The organism is Rothia sp. SCPM-O-B-18226 (M350) (genome assembly GCF_058213595.1).
Genome location: NZ_JBYQJS010000001.1, coordinates 649789 through 666227, shown reverse-complemented (window position 1 = coordinate 666227; position 16439 = coordinate 649789). Strand labels below are relative to the sequence as shown.

General features: G+C 65.1%; 12 protein-coding genes. 7 read left to right on the top strand and 5 right to left on the bottom strand.

What is annotated here, in order from left to right; genetic code table 11:
- Positions 1–85: 85 nt before the first annotated feature.
- The 3 genes from hemQ to hemE form a co-directional block, all read right to left on the bottom strand.
- Positions 86–892, bottom strand: a complete 807-nt coding sequence (gene hemQ, locus AC3E6W_RS02895; protein WP_049343920.1) for a hydrogen peroxide-dependent heme synthase — start codon at positions 890–892, stop codon at positions 86–88.
- A gap of 151 nt (positions 893–1043) precedes the next feature.
- Complete coding sequence (gene hemG / locus AC3E6W_RS02890; protein ID WP_490652271.1) at positions 1044–2642, bottom strand: protoporphyrinogen oxidase; 1599 nt, start codon at positions 2640–2642, stop codon at positions 1044–1046.
- Positions 2643–2729: 87 nt separating this feature from the next.
- On the bottom strand, positions 2730–3905 hold the full coding sequence (hemE, locus tag AC3E6W_RS02885; protein WP_490652270.1) for a uroporphyrinogen decarboxylase: 1176 nt from the start codon (positions 3903–3905) through the stop codon (positions 2730–2732).
- 416 nt (positions 3906–4321) lie between these two features.
- Here hemE and AC3E6W_RS02880 point away from each other — a divergent pair, with 416 nt between their 5' ends.
- The 4 genes from AC3E6W_RS02880 (at position 4322) to AC3E6W_RS02865 (ending at position 9476) form a co-directional block, all read left to right on the top strand.
- On the top strand, positions 4322–5584 hold the full coding sequence (locus tag AC3E6W_RS02880) for a glutamyl-tRNA reductase (RefSeq protein ID WP_049343916.1): 1263 nt from the start codon (positions 4322–4324) through the stop codon (positions 5582–5584).
- Positions 5585–5820: 236 nt separating this feature from the next.
- Positions 5821–6048 carry a DUF3107 domain-containing protein gene (locus AC3E6W_RS02875; protein ID WP_049332104.1) on the top strand — a complete coding sequence of 76 codons (228 nt, stop codon included), beginning with the start codon at positions 5821–5823 and terminating at the stop codon, positions 6046–6048.
- A 483-nt stretch (positions 6049–6531) separates the two neighbouring features.
- The gene (locus tag AC3E6W_RS02870; RefSeq protein WP_490652269.1) at positions 6532–8190 is read left to right on the top strand and encodes a DEAD/DEAH box helicase; all 1659 of its coding nucleotides are present in this window, start codon (positions 6532–6534) and stop codon (positions 8188–8190) included.
- 2 nt (positions 8191–8192) lie between these two features.
- Positions 8193–9476, top strand: a complete 1284-nt coding sequence (locus AC3E6W_RS02865; protein ID WP_490652268.1) for a DNA-methyltransferase — start codon at positions 8193–8195, stop codon at positions 9474–9476.
- A gap of 192 nt (positions 9477–9668) precedes the next feature.
- On the opposite strand, the gene AC3E6W_RS02860 is transcribed toward AC3E6W_RS02865, so the two are convergent.
- On the bottom strand, positions 9669–10592 hold the full coding sequence (locus AC3E6W_RS02860; protein ID WP_490652267.1) for a PHP domain-containing protein: 924 nt from the start codon (positions 10590–10592) through the stop codon (positions 9669–9671).
- A 203-nt stretch (positions 10593–10795) separates the two neighbouring features.
- Here AC3E6W_RS02860 and AC3E6W_RS02855 point away from each other — a divergent pair, with 203 nt between their 5' ends.
- The 3 genes from AC3E6W_RS02855 to AC3E6W_RS02845 all read left to right on the top strand — a co-directional run bounded on the left by AC3E6W_RS02855 (position 10796) and on the right by AC3E6W_RS02845 (position 15341).
- The gene (locus AC3E6W_RS02855; protein WP_070682480.1) at positions 10796–12331 is read left to right on the top strand and encodes an aminopeptidase P family protein; all 1536 of its coding nucleotides are present in this window, start codon (positions 10796–10798) and stop codon (positions 12329–12331) included.
- Positions 12332–12558: 227 nt separating this feature from the next.
- The gene (locus AC3E6W_RS02850) at positions 12559–14454 is read left to right on the top strand and encodes a hypothetical protein (protein WP_490652266.1); all 1896 of its coding nucleotides are present in this window, start codon (positions 12559–12561) and stop codon (positions 14452–14454) included.
- A 17-nt stretch (positions 14455–14471) separates the two neighbouring features.
- Positions 14472–15341, top strand: a complete 870-nt coding sequence (locus AC3E6W_RS02845) for a hypothetical protein (protein ID WP_490652265.1) — start codon at positions 14472–14474, stop codon at positions 15339–15341.
- Positions 15342–15444: 103 nt separating this feature from the next.
- On the opposite strand, the gene AC3E6W_RS02840 is transcribed toward AC3E6W_RS02845, so the two are convergent.
- Entirely contained in the window at positions 15445–16428 is a 984-nt protein-coding gene (locus AC3E6W_RS02840; protein WP_490652264.1) for a hypothetical protein, read from the bottom strand.
- Positions 16429–16439 lie beyond the last annotated feature (11 nt).

Here is a 16439-nt window from a genome sequence, read left to right as displayed (position 1 = left end):
GTGTTCTCGGCGGCGGCCTCTACCGCGCTGGACGAACCGGGGTGGGAGCAACCGCATCCGCGGGTAGCGCCGTGAGGCTGTTGGCTCACGCCAGAACCTCTGCTACTTCGTCGGCACCGATGCGGCGACCGGTGTAGAAGGGGGTGTCCTCGCGAACGTGCAGGCGTGCTTCAGTGTTGCGGAAGTGACGCATCAGGTCGACCAGGTCAACCAGCACAGGTGCTTCGAGAGCCAGAACCCACTCGTAGTCGTTCAGGCCGAACGATGCGACGGTGTTGGCCAGAACCTGCGGGAAGTCGATGGCCTTCATACCGTGGTTCTTGAGCATCTCGGCGCGACGCTCGGGGTTCATGTAGTACCAGTCGTAGGAGCGCACGAAGGGGTACACGCAGACCCAAGCCTCGGGGGCCTTGCCGCGGGCGTAGGCGGGCGCGTGGTTGCGGGTGAACTCGGCCTCGCGGTGAACACCCATGGTGGACCAGACGATGGTGGTGCCGGAGAACAGCGCGGTGCGGCGAATCTTGCGCACGGCGGCCTGCAGCTTCTCGGGGTTCTGGCCGTGGGTCCAAATCATGATGTCGGCGTTGTCGCGCATTGCGGAAACGTCGTAGATGCCGCGCAGGGTCACGCCCTCGGCGGCCAGCTGCTCGGCAACCTTCTCGAACTCGGCGCGGGCCTCGTCGGTGTTAGCCTCTGCCGGGCGTGCGCCGGAGCGTGCGAACACGGTGTACAGGGCGTAGTGCAGGGTTTCGCCCTCTTCGCGACCGCGACGGTTCTCGTCGGCTGCGGAGTGCTGAACAGCGTAGCCCTTGGGAGCGCCACCGTAACCCTGGCCGGGGTGGGTGTAACCGCCGTGGCCGTGGCCGCCCTGTGCTGCGTGGGGGTGAGACATGGTTCTTCTCTTCCTTTCCTCAGCGGTAACCCGCTGTTCGTGGTGCGAGGCTTCCGTAGCCGCGCACCGTTTGATTGGTGAATATTCTGCGCTCTTCCCGCCCGAAGCGGTAGGAGGCATCCCACAGGCGTGGGAAGTCTTTGAGGGGACGCTACGCGCCCTTGGGCTTGGCGCCGGGGGCGCCGGGGGTGCCCGCCGCATCCTGCTTGGGTTCGGGGGCCTTTACGCCCTCCCAGTTCTGGGCGGCGTGGGTGATGAGGCAGTCCATCTGCTCGTAGGTGTCGCGCACCGTGGCCACGAGGCCCGAGCCTGCGGCCCAGGAGCCGACGGTGCTGAGCGTGCCCAGCTCGCTGGCGCGCTCGCGGAACTCCTGCACGCGCTTGCGGTGACCCGGCGTGGAGGCGGGCAGAACGCCGCGCCAGCGCACGACGTCCGCATCCACCAGATTGTTGCGGGTGAGCGGCACGTCCGTCATGCGGGTTGCGTCACGCAGGGCCAGGGTGATGAGCTGCTCGTCGGCCAGGGCGACCTCGGAGAAGCGGGAGTCCTCGCCGCCTCGGCCGTAGGACAGGCGCACCACGTGGCGGTCCGGGCCGGCCTCGTCGGCCACCCACTGCCACTTGGCGGTCGCGTGGGTCAGGGCCTTGGCGCGCACGGCGGTGGCCTGTTCCGAGACGAGCAGGCCGGTGCCGCGGGGGTGCTGGTTGAGGGCCGGCGCATCTACGACGAGGGTCACGAGAGCGACCTCGGGGCCGGGTTCCACGGCGGGCAGCGCGGTGGAGACGTGCGGGCCGATGAGTCGGGCCACGGTCGGGCCGTCGGTGGCGAGCACCAGGTAGTCGGCGTAGAGGGGCGTGTTCTCGCCGTCAGTGGTGTGGCGCTGGATGATGAACCACTGGCCGGTGGATTCGTCGCGGTCCACGGCGATGACGTCAAAGTTGGTCACGATGCGCACGCCGGCCTCGTAGAGTTCCTCCACGAGACGCTCGGAGAGCTGGTTCATGCCGCCTACGATGCCCGCAACCTGCGAGCCGGCGGGGGCCGCCGAACGGAAGGCGGCCGCGGCTGCCGAGAGGGAGCCGTGCTTGCGCAGGGCCGCGCGCAGGCCGGGGATGGTGGCGTCCACGTCGAGCTTGTCGGGGTGGGTGGAGTACACGCCCGAGACCACGGGTGCGACCAGGTTATCGAGCACCTTCTGGCCCATGCGCAGGCGCACGAGCTCGCCCAGGGTCTTCGCCTTCTCGCCCACGGAGGCGGGCAGGAGGCGGTCCAGCTGGGCGCGGCGCAGGCCGCTCTTACCGATGACGGGAATCAGCGACTTATCGCTCACGTTGCCGGGAATACCCATAATGCCGGTGCTGGGGGTGCGGCAGGCTCCCTGCGGCAGGTACAGCCAGGAACCGTAGGAATTGGGGGTGACGATCTGATCGCCCAGGCCGAGCTCCTCGACGAGTTCGCGCACGATGGGGCTGCGGGTTGCGAAGGATTCGGCGCCGGAGTCCAGCAGTAGGCCGCCGACTTCGTGCGCGCCCACGGCACCGCCGAGGTGGGGACGCTGCTCGAGCAGGGTCACGCGCAGGCCGGCCGCGGCGAGGCGGCGGGCCGCGATCAGGCCGGAGGGGCCGCCGCCGATGACGATGGCGGTGGGCGCCTTGTCGTTGGCGCGGTGAGCCGCTCGTGCCGCCAGACGTGCGGTGGAGGACTGTCCCTGCGCGGTGTATCGGTGCGCCTGGTTATCGTGATTCCCCATGGTTTTCTCCTTTGTCTGTCAGCTGGTGGCCGGTGGTCGTGGGTTCCCACGGTGCTGATTCTACGCCGGCCCCGCGAGTTCGTCGCCCTAGTTCGCCGTCTTCTCGTGAATGTAGCGAACCAGGTCGGTCAGTACCTGCGGGTCGGTGGTCGGGGGTACGCCGTGGCCGAGGTTCACCACGTGCGAGGGGGCGGCGGAGCCTTCGGCGAGCACGTCGTCCACGTGCGCGTAGAGGCTTTCGGGGCCCGCGGCGAGCAGGGCCGGGTCGATGTTGCCTTGCAGGGGCACCGCGCCGTTGAGCAGGGTGTTTGCGGCGGAGAGCGGCAGGCGGTAGTCCACACCGATGACGTCCGCGCCGGCCTCGTGCATCGCGGGCAGCAGCGCGGCAGTGCCGGTGCCGAAGTGGATGCGCGGCACGCCGTACTCGCGCACGGAGTCCAGGGTCTCGGCGGAGTGCTGCTGCACGTAGCGGCGGTAGTCGCCCTCGCCGAGGGAGCCCGCCCACGAGTCGAAGAGCTGCACGGCGGAGGCACCCGCCTCAATCTGCGCGCGCAGGAACTGGCCGGCGGTGCGGGCGGCCCAGGAGGCCAGTTCGTGCCAGGCGGCGGGGTCGGCGTGCATCATGGTGCGCGGGCGCAGGTGGTCGCGGGAGGGGCCGCCCTCAACCATGTAGGCGGCGACGGTGAAGGGTGCGCCGGCGAAGCCGATGAGCGGGGTATCGCCGAGCATTTCAACGGTTGCGGCGATGGCCTCACGGATGGGATCCAGGGCGCTCTCGGTCAGCTCGGGCAGGGCGCGCACATCCTCGAGGGTGCGCACGGGGCGGTCGAGGACCGGGCCCTTACCGGGCACGATGTCCACGTTGACGCCCGCGAGCTTCATGGGGATGACGATGTCGGAGAAGAAGATGCCGGCGTCGACCTTGTGGCGGCGGACGGGCTGCACGGTGATTTCCGCGGCCAGCTCGGGGGTGAGACATGCGTCCAGCATGGGGATACCCTCGCGTACCCGGCGGTATTCGGGCAGGGAGCGGCCGGCCTGGCGCATGAACCAGACGGGGCGGTGGCTTGAGGGGCGGCCGGTGAGGGCCTGGAGCATGGGCGAGGATGCGGCGGTTCCGGCGCGCAGGGGGTGCTGCGCGGGCAGGTGCGCGAGCTGCTCGTCGGTAAGCAGGGGGCGCTGTGCATCGGTGGGGTGTGTGGGCAGGGTCTGCGAGGGTGCAGAGCTTTCGGCCGGAAGTGTGTGCTGCTGGTTTTCGCTCATAGTGTCTAGTGTGACAGGTTTTGTTAGGGGTTTTTATGACACTTTGTCACGCTTAGGTTCCCCCATGATTCACTATGTTACGTATCAGGCTTACCTTATCTGGTCCGCGATGTAGCGGGAGCGGGGCGAGGCTATTCGCGGCCACTCATGAATAAAACCCCTAGTGGGAGGCTTATAGGGCACTGTTTGGTGCACCGAAAGCCACCCGGAAGTGATTATTTATACATTGGGTCATATGACCCGCGACGGCCCGCGTTTATTTTCCTTATCTCTCGTGCCTATTTTTTGAGCCCTTTAGAAAGTACTTGCTCCCCGTTATTCCTCATCCGCACCCCGCCAACATGACACTTCATGAAGTCACTTAGGTTATGCGCGCTTTACAGCCCGTCACCCCCGGCGGTTATGATTAGTCACTAGTGAGTACTTATGCATTTGTGGCATCGCACCACACAGTAGATCTAACCACCGTCGCTGCCCTGAGCGCCGGTGCCTCTGGCATACCCGACGTCCTCTCTAGCGACGACGCCCGTCAGCTGGGCGTGACCGGTTCGGTGGTCCTGGCCACCTGCAACCGCCTCGAGATGTACGTCCAGCTCCCCATTGCCGCGCACCTGCCCGCCATCCGCGACATGATTACCTCCAGCATCTCCGGTCGGTCCGGGCTGGATTCCGCGCTCGTCTCCGGCAGCTTCGACCTGTACGAGGGCGAGGACGCCGTCCGCCACCTGCTGACGGTCGCCTCCGGCCTGGAGTCCGCCGTCGTGGGTGAGCGCGAGATCGCCGGCCAGGTACGCCGCGCCCTCGCCTCCGCCCAGGAGAAGGCACAGCGGGATGAGCGCCCCCTGCCCGGCGAGCTGGTTCAGCTCTTCGAACACGCCGCGCACACGGCCCGCCAGGTCGGCCAGCACACCCTCCTGGGCTCGCAGGGACGCTCCATCGTCTCCGTGGCCCTGGATTTGGCCGACGAGGTGACCGAGAAGGACTGGCCCACCCGCCGCGCCCTGGTGTTCGGCACTGGCGCCTACGCGGGCGCCACGATTGCGGCCCTGCGCGACCGCGGCTGCACCGACATCTGGGTGAACTCCCGTTCCGGACGCGCCCCCGAGTTCGCCGCCAAGCGCGATGTTTTCGCGGTGCCCGAGGGCGGCATGGAGCAGGCCATGGCCGAGGCCGACCTGATTATCGGTTGCTCGGGCGGCTCCGCGCCGCTTCAGCCCGAGCAGATTCCCGCCGGTCACCACACGATCCTCGACCTGGCCCTCTCGCGCGACTTCGATCCCTCTGTGGCCGACCTGCCGAACGTCGAGCTGATTACGCTCGAGTCGGTGCGCCTGGCCGCCCCCGAAGAGACCGAGGAGGCCGTGGCCACCGCGCTGCGCATCGTGGAGTCCGAGCTGGCCGCCTTCCTGTCGCGCCAGCGCGCCCGCACGATTGACTCGGCCATTGTGGCCCTGCGCTCGCACACGATGGCGGTGCTCGACTCCGAGCTGGAGAAGGCCCGCAACCAGTTCGGATGCGGTGCCGCCGCCGAGCAGCTGGAAATTGCGATGCGCCGCACCGTGAAGTCCCTGTTGCACACCCCGACGGTGCGCGCGAAGATGCTGGCGGCCCAGGGCCGCACGGACGAGTACGTGCACGCACTGGAGGTTCTGTACGGTATTCAGGTTGCTGACGACTAGGCGATAGAGCTTGTGTATTGGGCCCGGCGAACATGCGCGCCGGGCCCTTTCCGTGCCCGCTGTACCCGGCATATGCTCAGCCCGGCTCGCTCTCAGCCCGGGGCGAAGTGCCCGCGCCGGGCCGTACCGCGGGGCACTCGCGCGCTAGAGTAGAGGGTAGAGACAGAACGAAGCAGAGGCGCGCCCCGACCGCGGTTGGCCGGCGGCGAGCCCCGAAAGCATCCGCAAGGAGAACCATGGAAATCAAGATTGGCGTTCGCCACAACACCCGCGAAATCGTTGTCGAGACCAGCGAGGCTAAGGAAATTCTCACCGAGAAGGTCACCAAGGCCATCGAGGACGGCTCGATCCTGGAAATCATGGACGATAAGGGCAACACCACCCTGATTCCCGGCGGCCAGATCAGCTACGTCGAACTCGGTAGCGACGCCAAGCGCCACGTGGGCTTCGGCATCGGCGCCTAATCGCCGCATCGTACCCTGCACGCCCCGCCCTCCCGCGATTCACCCGCGGAGCGGCGGGGCGTTGCGCATCCGCGGGGCCTCTCGCAGTATTCCTCGCCCCTTTCCGCGTTCCTCCCGCACGCCTCCGCAACGGCCGCGAGGGGCGTACACCACAGCCTCCCGATGGTGCGTTCCGGAGCGATCCGGGTTAATATTGAGGGGTTAAGTGAATGACCGGTCGTACCCACCCTGTACCCCGAGTATCACGCCGCAGCGCGGCACCGCACCCCGGCACCCCCTACGCCGGGCGGCGAGCCCGCAACACCGCACCGGCCCACCCGCCGGACCGGCTCGAACGCGGCGTTCTCGACAGAATTTCCCGCACTAGAATTTCCCGCGGCCGGCTTTCGATATCGACCGGCCATTGCACAGCCCCGCTGGCACTGGCCCCTACCCCTTCGGGGAGACGACACACCCCGACCAGGGGTAGAAAGATACGGTCCAGTGACTGAAACGAATACGCAGGAAACCACTCAGACTGCAAAGTCCTTCGCCGACTTCGGCGTTCGCCAGGACATTAGCGACGCCCTCGCGGCGGTTGGCATCACCTCCCCCTTCCCCATTCAGGAGCTCACCCTTCCCGTGGCCCTGTCCGGCCAGGACATCATCGGCCAGGCCAAGACCGGTACCGGTAAGACCCTCGGCTTCGGTCTGCCCACCATCCAGCGCGTGGTCGGCCGCGACGACGAGGGTTGGGCCGACCTGGAATACCCCGGCGCACCCCAGGCCCTGATTCTGGTTCCCACCCGCGAGCTCGCCATTCAGGTGGGCGACGACCTGGCCATCGCCGCGAAGCTGCGCAACGCCCGCGTCGCAACCCTCTACGGTGGCGTGCCGATTGAGCCGCAGGCCGAGCTGCTGCGCCGCGGCCTGGAAGTGGCCGTGGGCACCCCCGGCCGCATCATCGACCTGTACAAGCAGGGCTTCCTGAACCTCAAGCAGGTCAAGATCGTGGTCCTCGACGAGGCCGACGAAATGCTGGACCTGGGTTTCCAGCCCTCGGTGGAGAAGATTCTCAGCTACCTGCCCGAGAAGCGTCAGAGCATGCTGTTCTCCGCCACCATGCCCGGCCCCGTGATTGCCATGGCGCGCCAGTACATGACCAAGCCCATGCGCATTAGCGCCGCCGACCCCGAGGACGCTTCGAAGACCAAGGCGTCGATTCGCCAGGTCGTCTACCGCGCCCACCACCTCGACAAGGACGAGATGATTGGCCGCATCCTGCGCGCCACGGGCCGCGGCCGCACCATCATCTTCACCAAGACCAAGCGCGATGCCGCCCGCGTGGCCGAGGAGCTCGTCAACCGCGGCTTCGCGGCCGCTCCCCTGCACGGCGACCTGAACCAGGTGGCCCGCGAGCAGGCGCTGAAGGCTTTCCGCACCGGCAAGGTCGACATCCTGGTCGCCACCGACGTGGCCGCCCGCGGTATCGACGTCGACGACGTGACCCACGTGATTAACCACCGCGTGCCCGAGGACGAGAAGACCTACCTGCACCGCACCGGCCGCACCGGCCGCGCGGGCAACGAGGGTACCGCGATCACCCTGGTGGACTGGGACGACCTGCCCCGCTGGAAGGTCATCAACGACGCCCTCGAGCTGGGCGTGCCCGAGCCCGTGGAGACCTACTCCTCCTCGGAACACCTCTTCTATGACCTGAACATTCCGCTCGGTACGAAGGGCCGCCTGCCCCGCGAGGAGCGCGTGGCCGAGGGCATGGGCGACGAGTTCTTCGCCAACGCCCGCGAGGAGCGCGAAAGCCGTGACGGTCGCGGTTCCCGCCGCGATTCCCGTGGACGCGGTGGCCGTTCCCGCGACGGTGAGAAGGGCGGCCGCCGCGGTGGCCGTTCCCGCGATGGCGAGAAGGGCAGCCGTTCCGAGGGCCGCCGCCGCTCTGAGCGCTCGGCTGAGCGTTCCTCCGAGCGTTCGGGTTCTGAGTCCGAGGCACCCCGCGCCGAGCGCGCGCCCCGCCAGCGTCGCCGCACCCGCCGCGTTGAGGGCCAGCCGGTGGAGGGCAAGTCCGCGGAGCGTCAGCCGCGCCGCCGCACCCGCCGCCGTTCCTCCGAGCGTTCCGGCGCCGAGCGCCCCGGTGCTGAGGGCTAGGGTTGGGTATCTCAGCATCCTCGGCGCCCGCCGTGCCCTCCCCCGCCGAGCCGGGTGGCGCCTCCGCGCAGCCCGGCCTGCGTTCGGGCACGTTCGACCCGCAGGGCCCCTCCCTGATTGTGCAGGCCGATAACCTGCACTACCTGCGCGAGCTGCCCGACGGCGCGTTCACGGTCATCTACATTGACCCGCCCTTCAACACGGGCAAAAAGCAGACGCGCCGCACGCTGAGCTCGGAGGCCTCCGAGAAGGGCGACCGCACCGGGTTCAAGGGCAAGAGCTACTCGAGCACCCTGCAAACCCTGGCGAGCTACAACGACTCCTTCGAGGACTACTGGGCGTTCCTGGCCCCGCGCATTGAGCAGGCGCACCGCCTGCTCGCGCAGGACGGCACCCTGTACCTGCACCTGGATTGGCGCGAAGTGCACTACGTGAAGATCATGTGCGACATGATTTTTGGGCGTGAGAACTTCATTAACGAGCTGATTTGGGCGTACGACTACGGCGCGAAGTCCACGCGCCGCTGGCCGACCAAGCACGACAACATCCTCGTGTACGCGAAGGACCACCGCAGCTACTACTTCAACACCGCCGAGGTAGACCGCGAACCGTACATGGCCCCAGGCCTGGTGACCGAGGAGAAGGCCTCGCGAGGCAAGCTCCCCACGGACGTGTGGTGGCACACGATTGTCTCGCCAACCGGCAAGGAGAAGACCGGCTACCCCACGCAGAAGCCCACCGGCCTGCTGCGCCGCATGATTGCGGCCAGCTCCCGCCCGGGCGATTGGGTGCTGGATTTCTTCGCGGGTTCGGGGTCGACGGGCGCGGCGGCGGCTCAGCTGGGCCGCAAGTTCGTGTGCGTGGACCAGAATCCCCCGGCGATTGAGGTCATGGCGAAGCGCCTGAACGTGGATACGGTGTCTTTCGAGGCGTACCGCGGCGTGCCCCGCGGGGCGAGCGTGCTGTTCACCCCCAAGCGCACGGTGGGCGTGCGCGGCGGCACGAGCCGAGACGCGCTGACGGCGGCGAGCCGCCACGCGCTCAAGGCTGTGCTGGAGACGCTGACCGAGACGACCCGCCCGGTTGAGGGCGCCTCGTGCAAGTTCGTGCGTCACTGGTCGATGGATGCGGTGGATCGGAAGATGCGCGTCGACGGGCGGAACGAACTGCGCCGCCAGCGCCAGCGCCAGGCGCGCGCGAAGGCTCGCGCGGCGCGGGCTGCGGAGGCGGCCGCCTCCACGGCCGATGAGGTGCTGCAGCACCGGGCCTCCCGCGAGAGCCTGTAACCGCGCGGCCGGTTCTGCTTTTCGGGCCGGCTCAGCTCGTTCGACCTGCCCGGTAATTCAGGCCGGTTTAGCCGCGCCGCCAGGGGCGCAACCCGTATGCGAAAAGGGGCGGGACGGAATCTTCTGAGGTTCCGTCCCGCCCCTTCGTGGGTTCGTTGAATAGGCGTGAATAGGTGCGGCCCGTCAGCCGCCCTACGCGATCTGTTCGCGGATGCGCGCCACCGTGGCCGCGTCCGTCGTGTTTTCGCCCAGCAGGTTCGGCTTGCCCGCGCCGTGGTAGTCGCTCGAACCGGTCACCAGCAGGTCGGTGCCCGCCGCGCGGCGCTCCTCAATAAACTTCAGCAGGCGCGCGCGGTCTTCCGCGGAGTTCTCGCGGTGGTACACCTCCACGCCGGCCAGGCCCGCGTCCACCAGCTTGCCCAGGTAGTCCAGGCTCAGGGCGGGCCCGCGCATCGTGCTCATGGGGTGCGCGATGACCGGCACGCCGCCGGCCTCGCGGACCAGGCGCACCGCCTCCACCGGGTCCAGGGCCTGCTGGGGCACGTAGTAGGGGCTGCCCGTGTAGAGCAGGCGGTTGAAGGCCTCGGTGCGGTCCCGCACGATTCCGGCGGCGACCAGCGCGTCGGCGATGTGCGGGCGGCCCACGGCGGCGTTGCCCTCCCCCACCTGCGCGAGCACGTCGTCCCAGGTCAGCGGGTAGTCGGCGGCCAGGCGCTCGAGGATGGCGCGGGCGCGGCCCTCGCGGCTGAGGCGAATCTGCTCCACGCGGTGTGCAAGCTCGGAGCGCACCGGGTCGAATCCATAGGCCAGCAGGTGAATTGTCTTCGTGCGGGGGCGGTCCTCGGTGTAGTGGTAGCGGCAGGAGAACTCGGCGCCGGGCAGAAAGTCCAGGCCGTGTTCCTCGGCCAGGCGGGAGGCCCTATCCCAGCCGGATGCGGTGTCGTGGTCGGTCAGGGCGAACCCGGCCAGCCCGGTTTGGGCGATGAGCGGCACCAGCTCTTCAAGGCTCTGGGTGCCGTCTGAGATGGCGGAGTGGATGTGCAGATCGTAGCGTCCGTTGTGCTCTCGACGTTCCGGGGTCGTCGGGGCCGTCGGGTTCGTCTCTGCCTGGCTCATGTGCCGCTCCGTCTCCTCACCCCGTACGGGTGCCCGCGCCGCCTCACTCGGCGGGGCCCGTTTCTCGGGGATTTGTGTCTGAATGGTGTCTACGGTGTCTTTCTCTTCTTCCACCCTACCAACATTGGCGGCGGCCCACCGGCTATTTGGTCGTGGGGACCCGAATATGCGCCCATCTGTGGCGAAGGCGATATGATTAAGGCATGACTGAGAACAATAAGAAGAGCACCGAAGCTCAGAAGACTGATCACCGCAGCACCCCCAAAGCGTCTGCGTTTACCGAATTCATCGCTAAGGACTGGGCCAAGGCCGAGGACGGCGGCTACACCCGCGAGCCCGTAGCAGACTACGCAGCTGAGCGCCGCGCCAAGATTTCCAAGGCTTTCCCCGGCGAGCGCCTGGTTCTGCCCGCAGGCCCGCTGAAGGTCCGTTCGAACGACTGCGATTACCGCTTCCGTCCGCACTCGGCGTTTGCGCACCAGACCGGTCTGGGCGTTGACCACGAGCCGGACGCCGTGCTGATTTTTGAGCCCGTCGAGGAGGGTACTGGCGACAACGGTTCCAACCACGAGGTGACCCTGTACTTCCGCCCGCTGGCCGGCCGCGACACCACCGAGTTCTACGCCGATGCACGCTACGGCGAGTTCTGGGTTGGCCCCCGACCCACCCTGAAGGAGTTCTCGGAGCGTTTCGGCATCCGTACCCGTGACCTGTCCGAGCTTGAGGTGGCTATCACCAAGAACGCCGGCAACCAGGGTCTGGGCGGCGTGAACATCCGCCTGGTCCGCAACGTTGACCCGGCTGTTGACGCTCTTGTCGACACCTCCCGCTACAACACCGGCGTGGAGCTGGAGCAGGCCGACAAGCTGGACTCCGAGCTGGCCGTGGCTCTTTCCGAGGCTCGCCTGATTAAGGACGCTATCGAGGTTGAGAACCTGCAGCGTTCCGTTGACATGACCGTCAAGGGCTTCGAGGAGGTTGTGCGCGAGCTGCCCAAGGCCGTGAAGCATCACCGCGGCGAGCGCGTGGTTGAGACCGCGTTCTTCTCCGTGGCACGTACCGACGGTAACGACCTGGGCTACGACACCATCGCGGCCTGCGGTAACAACGCGACCATCCTGCACTGGATTCGTAACAACGGCACCGTGGACGAGGGCAAGCTGCTACTGCTGGACGCCGGTGTTGAGGACGACACCCTGTACACTGCTGACGTGACCCGCACCTTCCCCGTGAATGGCAAGTTCACCGAGGTTCAGGCGAAGGTCTACAACGCCGTGCTGGAAGCTGCTGACGCCGCATTCGCCGTGGCTAAGCCGGGCACCAAGTTCTACGAGATCCACGAGGCCGCCATGAACGTTCTGGCGCACCGCCTGGAAGAGTGGGGCCTGCTGCCGGTTTCCGCTGATGTTTCGCTCACCGTTGAGGGCGGTCAGCACCGCCGCTGGATGCCGCACGGCACCAGCCACCACCTGGGCCTGGACGTGCACGACTGCGCGCAGGCTAAGGCTGAGCTGTACATGTGGGCTGAGCTGGAGCCGGGCATGGTCTTCACCATCGAGCCGGCCCTGTACTTCAAGGACGAGGACCTGTCGGTTCCCGAGGAGTACCGCGGCATCGGTATCCGTCTGGAGGACGACGTGCTCTGCACCGAGGACGGCAACGTGAACCTCTCCGCTGCACTGCCCCGCACCGTCGAGGAGATTGAGGAGTGGATGGCTAAGCTCTCCAAGGAGGCGTAACCCCATCCCCGCCGGATGTACCGGTTAGTACCGGTTGTCTATGCATGAGGAAAGCCCCTGGGCGAGAGACTATCTCTCAGCCCAGGGGCCTTCTGTATATCTAGGGTCAGCCAAGAAACTTGGGCGGATACGGACCCAATCCCAGCCGCTAGTGAATGGCCGCCCAGTCTTGACCCGAGCCTTACGCCTAGTTAACTTTCTGGCCGATTAGCCCATAGAGCATCATATTGCTCTATATTTCTGCTTATCAGAGCTTTCAAGCACATAGAGTATCCTTGGGGAAGGTATGCCACCTGCCGGTGGTGCGTGTTGAGTACTTTGATAGCGCCCAGCCTGAGAATGCTTGGGTGAAGGTGCTGGTCACTGATGAGGGTGCCCGCGTTCGCGCGGTATGCGTCTACGGTGTGCAGGATGAGGCGAAGGCTAGCATCCAGTCGGCTGAGTTTGCCTCTGCTGTTGAGGATGCTCAGGCGTGGCTTCCGCAGTGCCCGGAGTCTGTGGAACTTGAAGGCGTCACCCTGGTGCCGGTCTCGACGAGCGTGTTCTCCTATGACGGTAATGATTCGCGTCTTCTGCAGGTTTCTTCGGATGGTTCTGGCTCGTCGTTGACTTATGGTGCGGCTGGGTTTGTGAACTCGGTGGCATCGTGGAGCTCTGCCGACGATTCTGCCGTGTCCTTCTCCCTGTTGTGTGCCTCTACCGACGGTCGTGTGCTTGCTGCCGGTGTACCCGAGTTTGGCGTACCCTCAACCGGTGCTGGTGCCGCTGCTGGTTCTGTGGCTGGTTTTGATGCTTCGGTGATGCACCCGCTGGTGTGGGATGAGAACTCGTTCGTTCCGCGTGTGCTGGGTGTGGGCGGCTCGTCGATGCCTTCTGTGGGTTCGCTGGTGCCTGGTGCTGGTTCTGGTGCCGGTTTGCTGGATCCGTATGGTTGGGCGTCTTTGGGTGTTGCTGCACCTGCTGTGCCGTCTGCTCAGGGTGCTTCTGCTACTGGTGGTGCGCCTGTGTTGCCGGATTCGCTGGTTGGTGTTTCTGCGGCTTCGGGCCTGGTGCTGGGCTCTACTGGTTTTGAGGTGTTGGGGGCCCGCGTGGTGGATTCGCGTGTGGGCCGTTTTACCGCGCCTGATCCTTTGGCGGCGCCTGTGGGTGCTGGTTGGGGTGCTGACCCGTTCTCGCTGGTGGGTGGTAATCCGGTTTTGTTGGTGGATCCGTGGGGTTTGTCGCCGGTGTCGGTGGAGGATTTTGAGAAGTATCGCGAGCAGAAAGCGTCTTCTGGTATTACCGGATGGGTCAAGAGGACAGCTGTAGGTGTCGCAAAGGGGGCGATATCTGCGTGGAATGGTGTCCGCCAGCTTCACGAGATGGCTGTCCACGATCCAAAGAACCTTTGGACGGTAATGGGCCATGCAGCGAAGAATGTATGGGAAGGCGCGAAGAAATGGGTCGGGGAAAACTGGGAGTATCTTGCAGGCGCCGGGCTGGTGGCACTTGGAATAGGCATAAGTGCTCTATCTGTTGCAGGCGGTCCTTTGACCATGGTGGTATTTGGTGCTCTTGGAGGGGCAATTTCTAGCGCTGGCACGTCTATGATTACCCAAAAGGCACAGAAGGGGTCTGTGGACACGGGGGAGATGCTGAAAGATGCTGCGATTGGCGCAGTAGTTGGTGGCATTACCGGCGGTATTGGTGGTCGTATTATAGCTGGTGCTAAGCAGGCTGCTGGCGTGGTTACGAAGCCTAATTGGATTACTGGCCCCGTTGCCAGAAGCACTGATTGGAAGTGGGCGAATAACCTGATTCGTAAGCCTGTTGATTTCAAGCCTCTGGCAGGTTTGAAGGGAACCTCAGGGGTGGCCGATGATGTAGCTATGATGGCCCCAGCGCGAGAAGCTAAGGAGTTTATGTCGAAGCAGGTTGCACGACTCATGGCTCCCGGCGAACATACAATGTTTGTCTCTCGTGGCTGGTGGCATAATCTAGCTGTGTCGCAGGTGACTACTATGCAACCTATTAAGTTCGCAGTTAATTATGCTGTGGGTGGTCTTGTTGCTGGTGCGTCTTCTGTAGCAACATCGACGATGCATACTGCTGAGGATGTGTGGCGTAATATTCATAAGAAATAGATAGATGAGGTAGTAAGATGAGTACTTTTTCTGAGGTTTTAAGGATTTTATGGCTAATCTTCCTGTGGTTCTGCTTTAGCTTCATAGCTCTTGTATCTCTAGCGATGGTCGTTATTGGGGGATGGCCTTGGGGCGCAATGTTCTTTGTTGCAGGTCCCGTATTCCTCGCAGTTATAGATATGGCTCACAGCGAAAGCATGGGAGGTAAAGCAAACGGCGGTTCTTTCAACTTCTTCTTTCTCCTTCTTATGTTCATCAGCGCGGTAGGCTTGATTATTCTGACGGTTCTAACCGCTTTCGGGGTACTCCACAGTGAGATTCAAGGATTCTGGTCACCAGAGACGAACTTCGCCTCCTGGTACATGGTTAGCGGGCTAATCATCGTCGTTTGCCTTATCTACCAAATCGAGCCTAATGACGATATTCCTGACCTGCAGCGCATGGAACAGATGAATAGGTACTCAACCCGAGTGGGCGTTATATCAGCGGCTATTTTCACGGTTCTGTGCCTTGTGGTTCCCCTGACCAGTTTCATGACCTCAGGTTACGATCCGGCGGCTCTGGCGGTTGCGCTTTTCCTGGCCCCTGGGTTCCTACGTGTTGTGCGCGAGGGTCTCTTCTACCTGCAGAGCACCCGCTTTGAGGAGGGGTCTGAGGGGTACCGTACCCTGCGTGCCGTGTGTATTGGCGTGGCTGGCCTGGCTGGGTGTATTGCGCTCGGGTACCTGGGCTATTCGCTGGTCCGCAAGGAGTTGCTGCCTGCGCTGTTCTTTGCTGCCTCGGTGGCGATGAATGGGTGGTCGGTGAAGAAGTACGTCACCGTGGGTATTTCTATTCCTGAGAAGGAAGACGATGAAGCCCCCAAAACTACACCCGTAACTGGTTAAATAGAATGTAAGAAGCCCCTCACCGAGTGAATCGGTGAGGGGCTTTCGCGTCTCTTCTCAGTCGCCGTCTTCTCCGTCTGTTTTCCGCCGTTGCGGCTGGAGCCTATTCGGAGTCCTTCGAGGACTTATCGCGTAGGCCCTGCGGGCGCGGGGTGGGGCGCTCGGGCTTGGGCTGAATCAGCTTGGCGTATTCCTCCGGGTCGTCCACGCGCAGGCCGAAGCGCTGAGCCGGGCGCTTCTGCGCATCCGGATTCTGCTCGGTAGCCTGCGCGCTGTTTACCTGTTCGGCGGTTGCTGCCTCCCGAGCGGCGGGCGGAACGCTCTGCGCGGGCTGGACGGGCGCGGGCATGTTCTGGGCCGCGCTCTGAGCCACCGCGTTCTGCGCGGTAGTATCACGCTCGGGCAGGTTCTGGTTCGGGGCGGGTTGGCTACCGGCCTGCGAACGGTAGGAGGGTGCCTTCGGGGCACCGGTCGGAACCGGCGCACCGTTCATCGAGACGGTGCTCTGAGCGGCACGCGCCTGCGAAGCCTCCGGGGCGGTCGCCGCACGCGCGGCCGCAACCGCGGCCGAGAAGCGGGAATGACCGCCCAGCACGCGGCGCGCCTCCTGGGCGTACTCCGGCAGAGCGTACAGCACGGTACGCGAGGGAATCGCCTCGGTGCGCATGGGGTAGCGAACCCCGCGGCCGCGGCGCAGGTCAAACACGCGCCACAGCACAAAAATGGCCACTGAAATCGGCACCGTTGAGAGCAGCGCGGTCATAAAGTTCGTGCCGCCGGCCGCCACAAACATCGAGTACAGCAGACCGATCATGACACCCTGGATGGCGGATACCAGCAGTGCGCGGCCGTAGCCGGTCTGCACGGGGTACTCCACCTGACGGATACCGTCGTTGACCAGGTACAGGGCCGTCACCGGGAACTGCTGCTCGTTCAGCACGTCAAAAGCGGATAGCGCGTCGTCGTGGCGCACGAAGGAGGCGACCGGCTCGCCACTCGGCAGGGGGTGGCCGTTGGCCTGGGCCAGGCGCGAGGCCATAAACGAGGAGGGTGGGGTATTGGGCAGATTCGGCAGCTGAGAAGTCATGGCATTAATTG

What these genes read in the sequence shown, in the direction of transcription:
- hemQ (WP_049343920.1), bottom strand. Translation starts at nt 892, where the DNA reads ATGTCTCACCCCCACGCAGCACAGGGCGGCCACGGCCACGGCGGTTAC.
- hemG (WP_490652271.1), bottom strand. Translation starts at nt 2,642, where the DNA reads ATGGGGAATCACGATAACCAGGCGCACCGATACACCGCGCAGGGACAG.
- hemE (WP_490652270.1), bottom strand. Translation starts at nt 3,905, where the DNA reads ATGAGCGAAAACCAGCAGCACACACTTCCGGCCGAAAGCTCTGCACCC.
- AC3E6W_RS02875 (WP_049332104.1), top strand. Translation starts at nt 5,821, where the DNA reads ATGGAAATCAAGATTGGCGTTCGCCACAACACCCGCGAAATCGTTGTC.
- AC3E6W_RS02860 (WP_490652267.1), bottom strand. Translation starts at nt 10,592, where the DNA reads ATGAGCCAGGCAGAGACGAACCCGACGGCCCCGACGACCCCGGAACGT.
- AC3E6W_RS02855 (WP_070682480.1), top strand. Translation starts at nt 10,796, where the DNA reads ATGACTGAGAACAATAAGAAGAGCACCGAAGCTCAGAAGACTGATCAC.
- AC3E6W_RS02845 (WP_490652265.1), top strand. Translation starts at nt 14,472, where the DNA reads ATGAGTACTTTTTCTGAGGTTTTAAGGATTTTATGGCTAATCTTCCTG.
- AC3E6W_RS02840 (WP_490652264.1), bottom strand. Translation starts at nt 16,428, where the DNA reads ATGACTTCTCAGCTGCCGAATCTGCCCAATACCCCACCCTCCTCGTTT.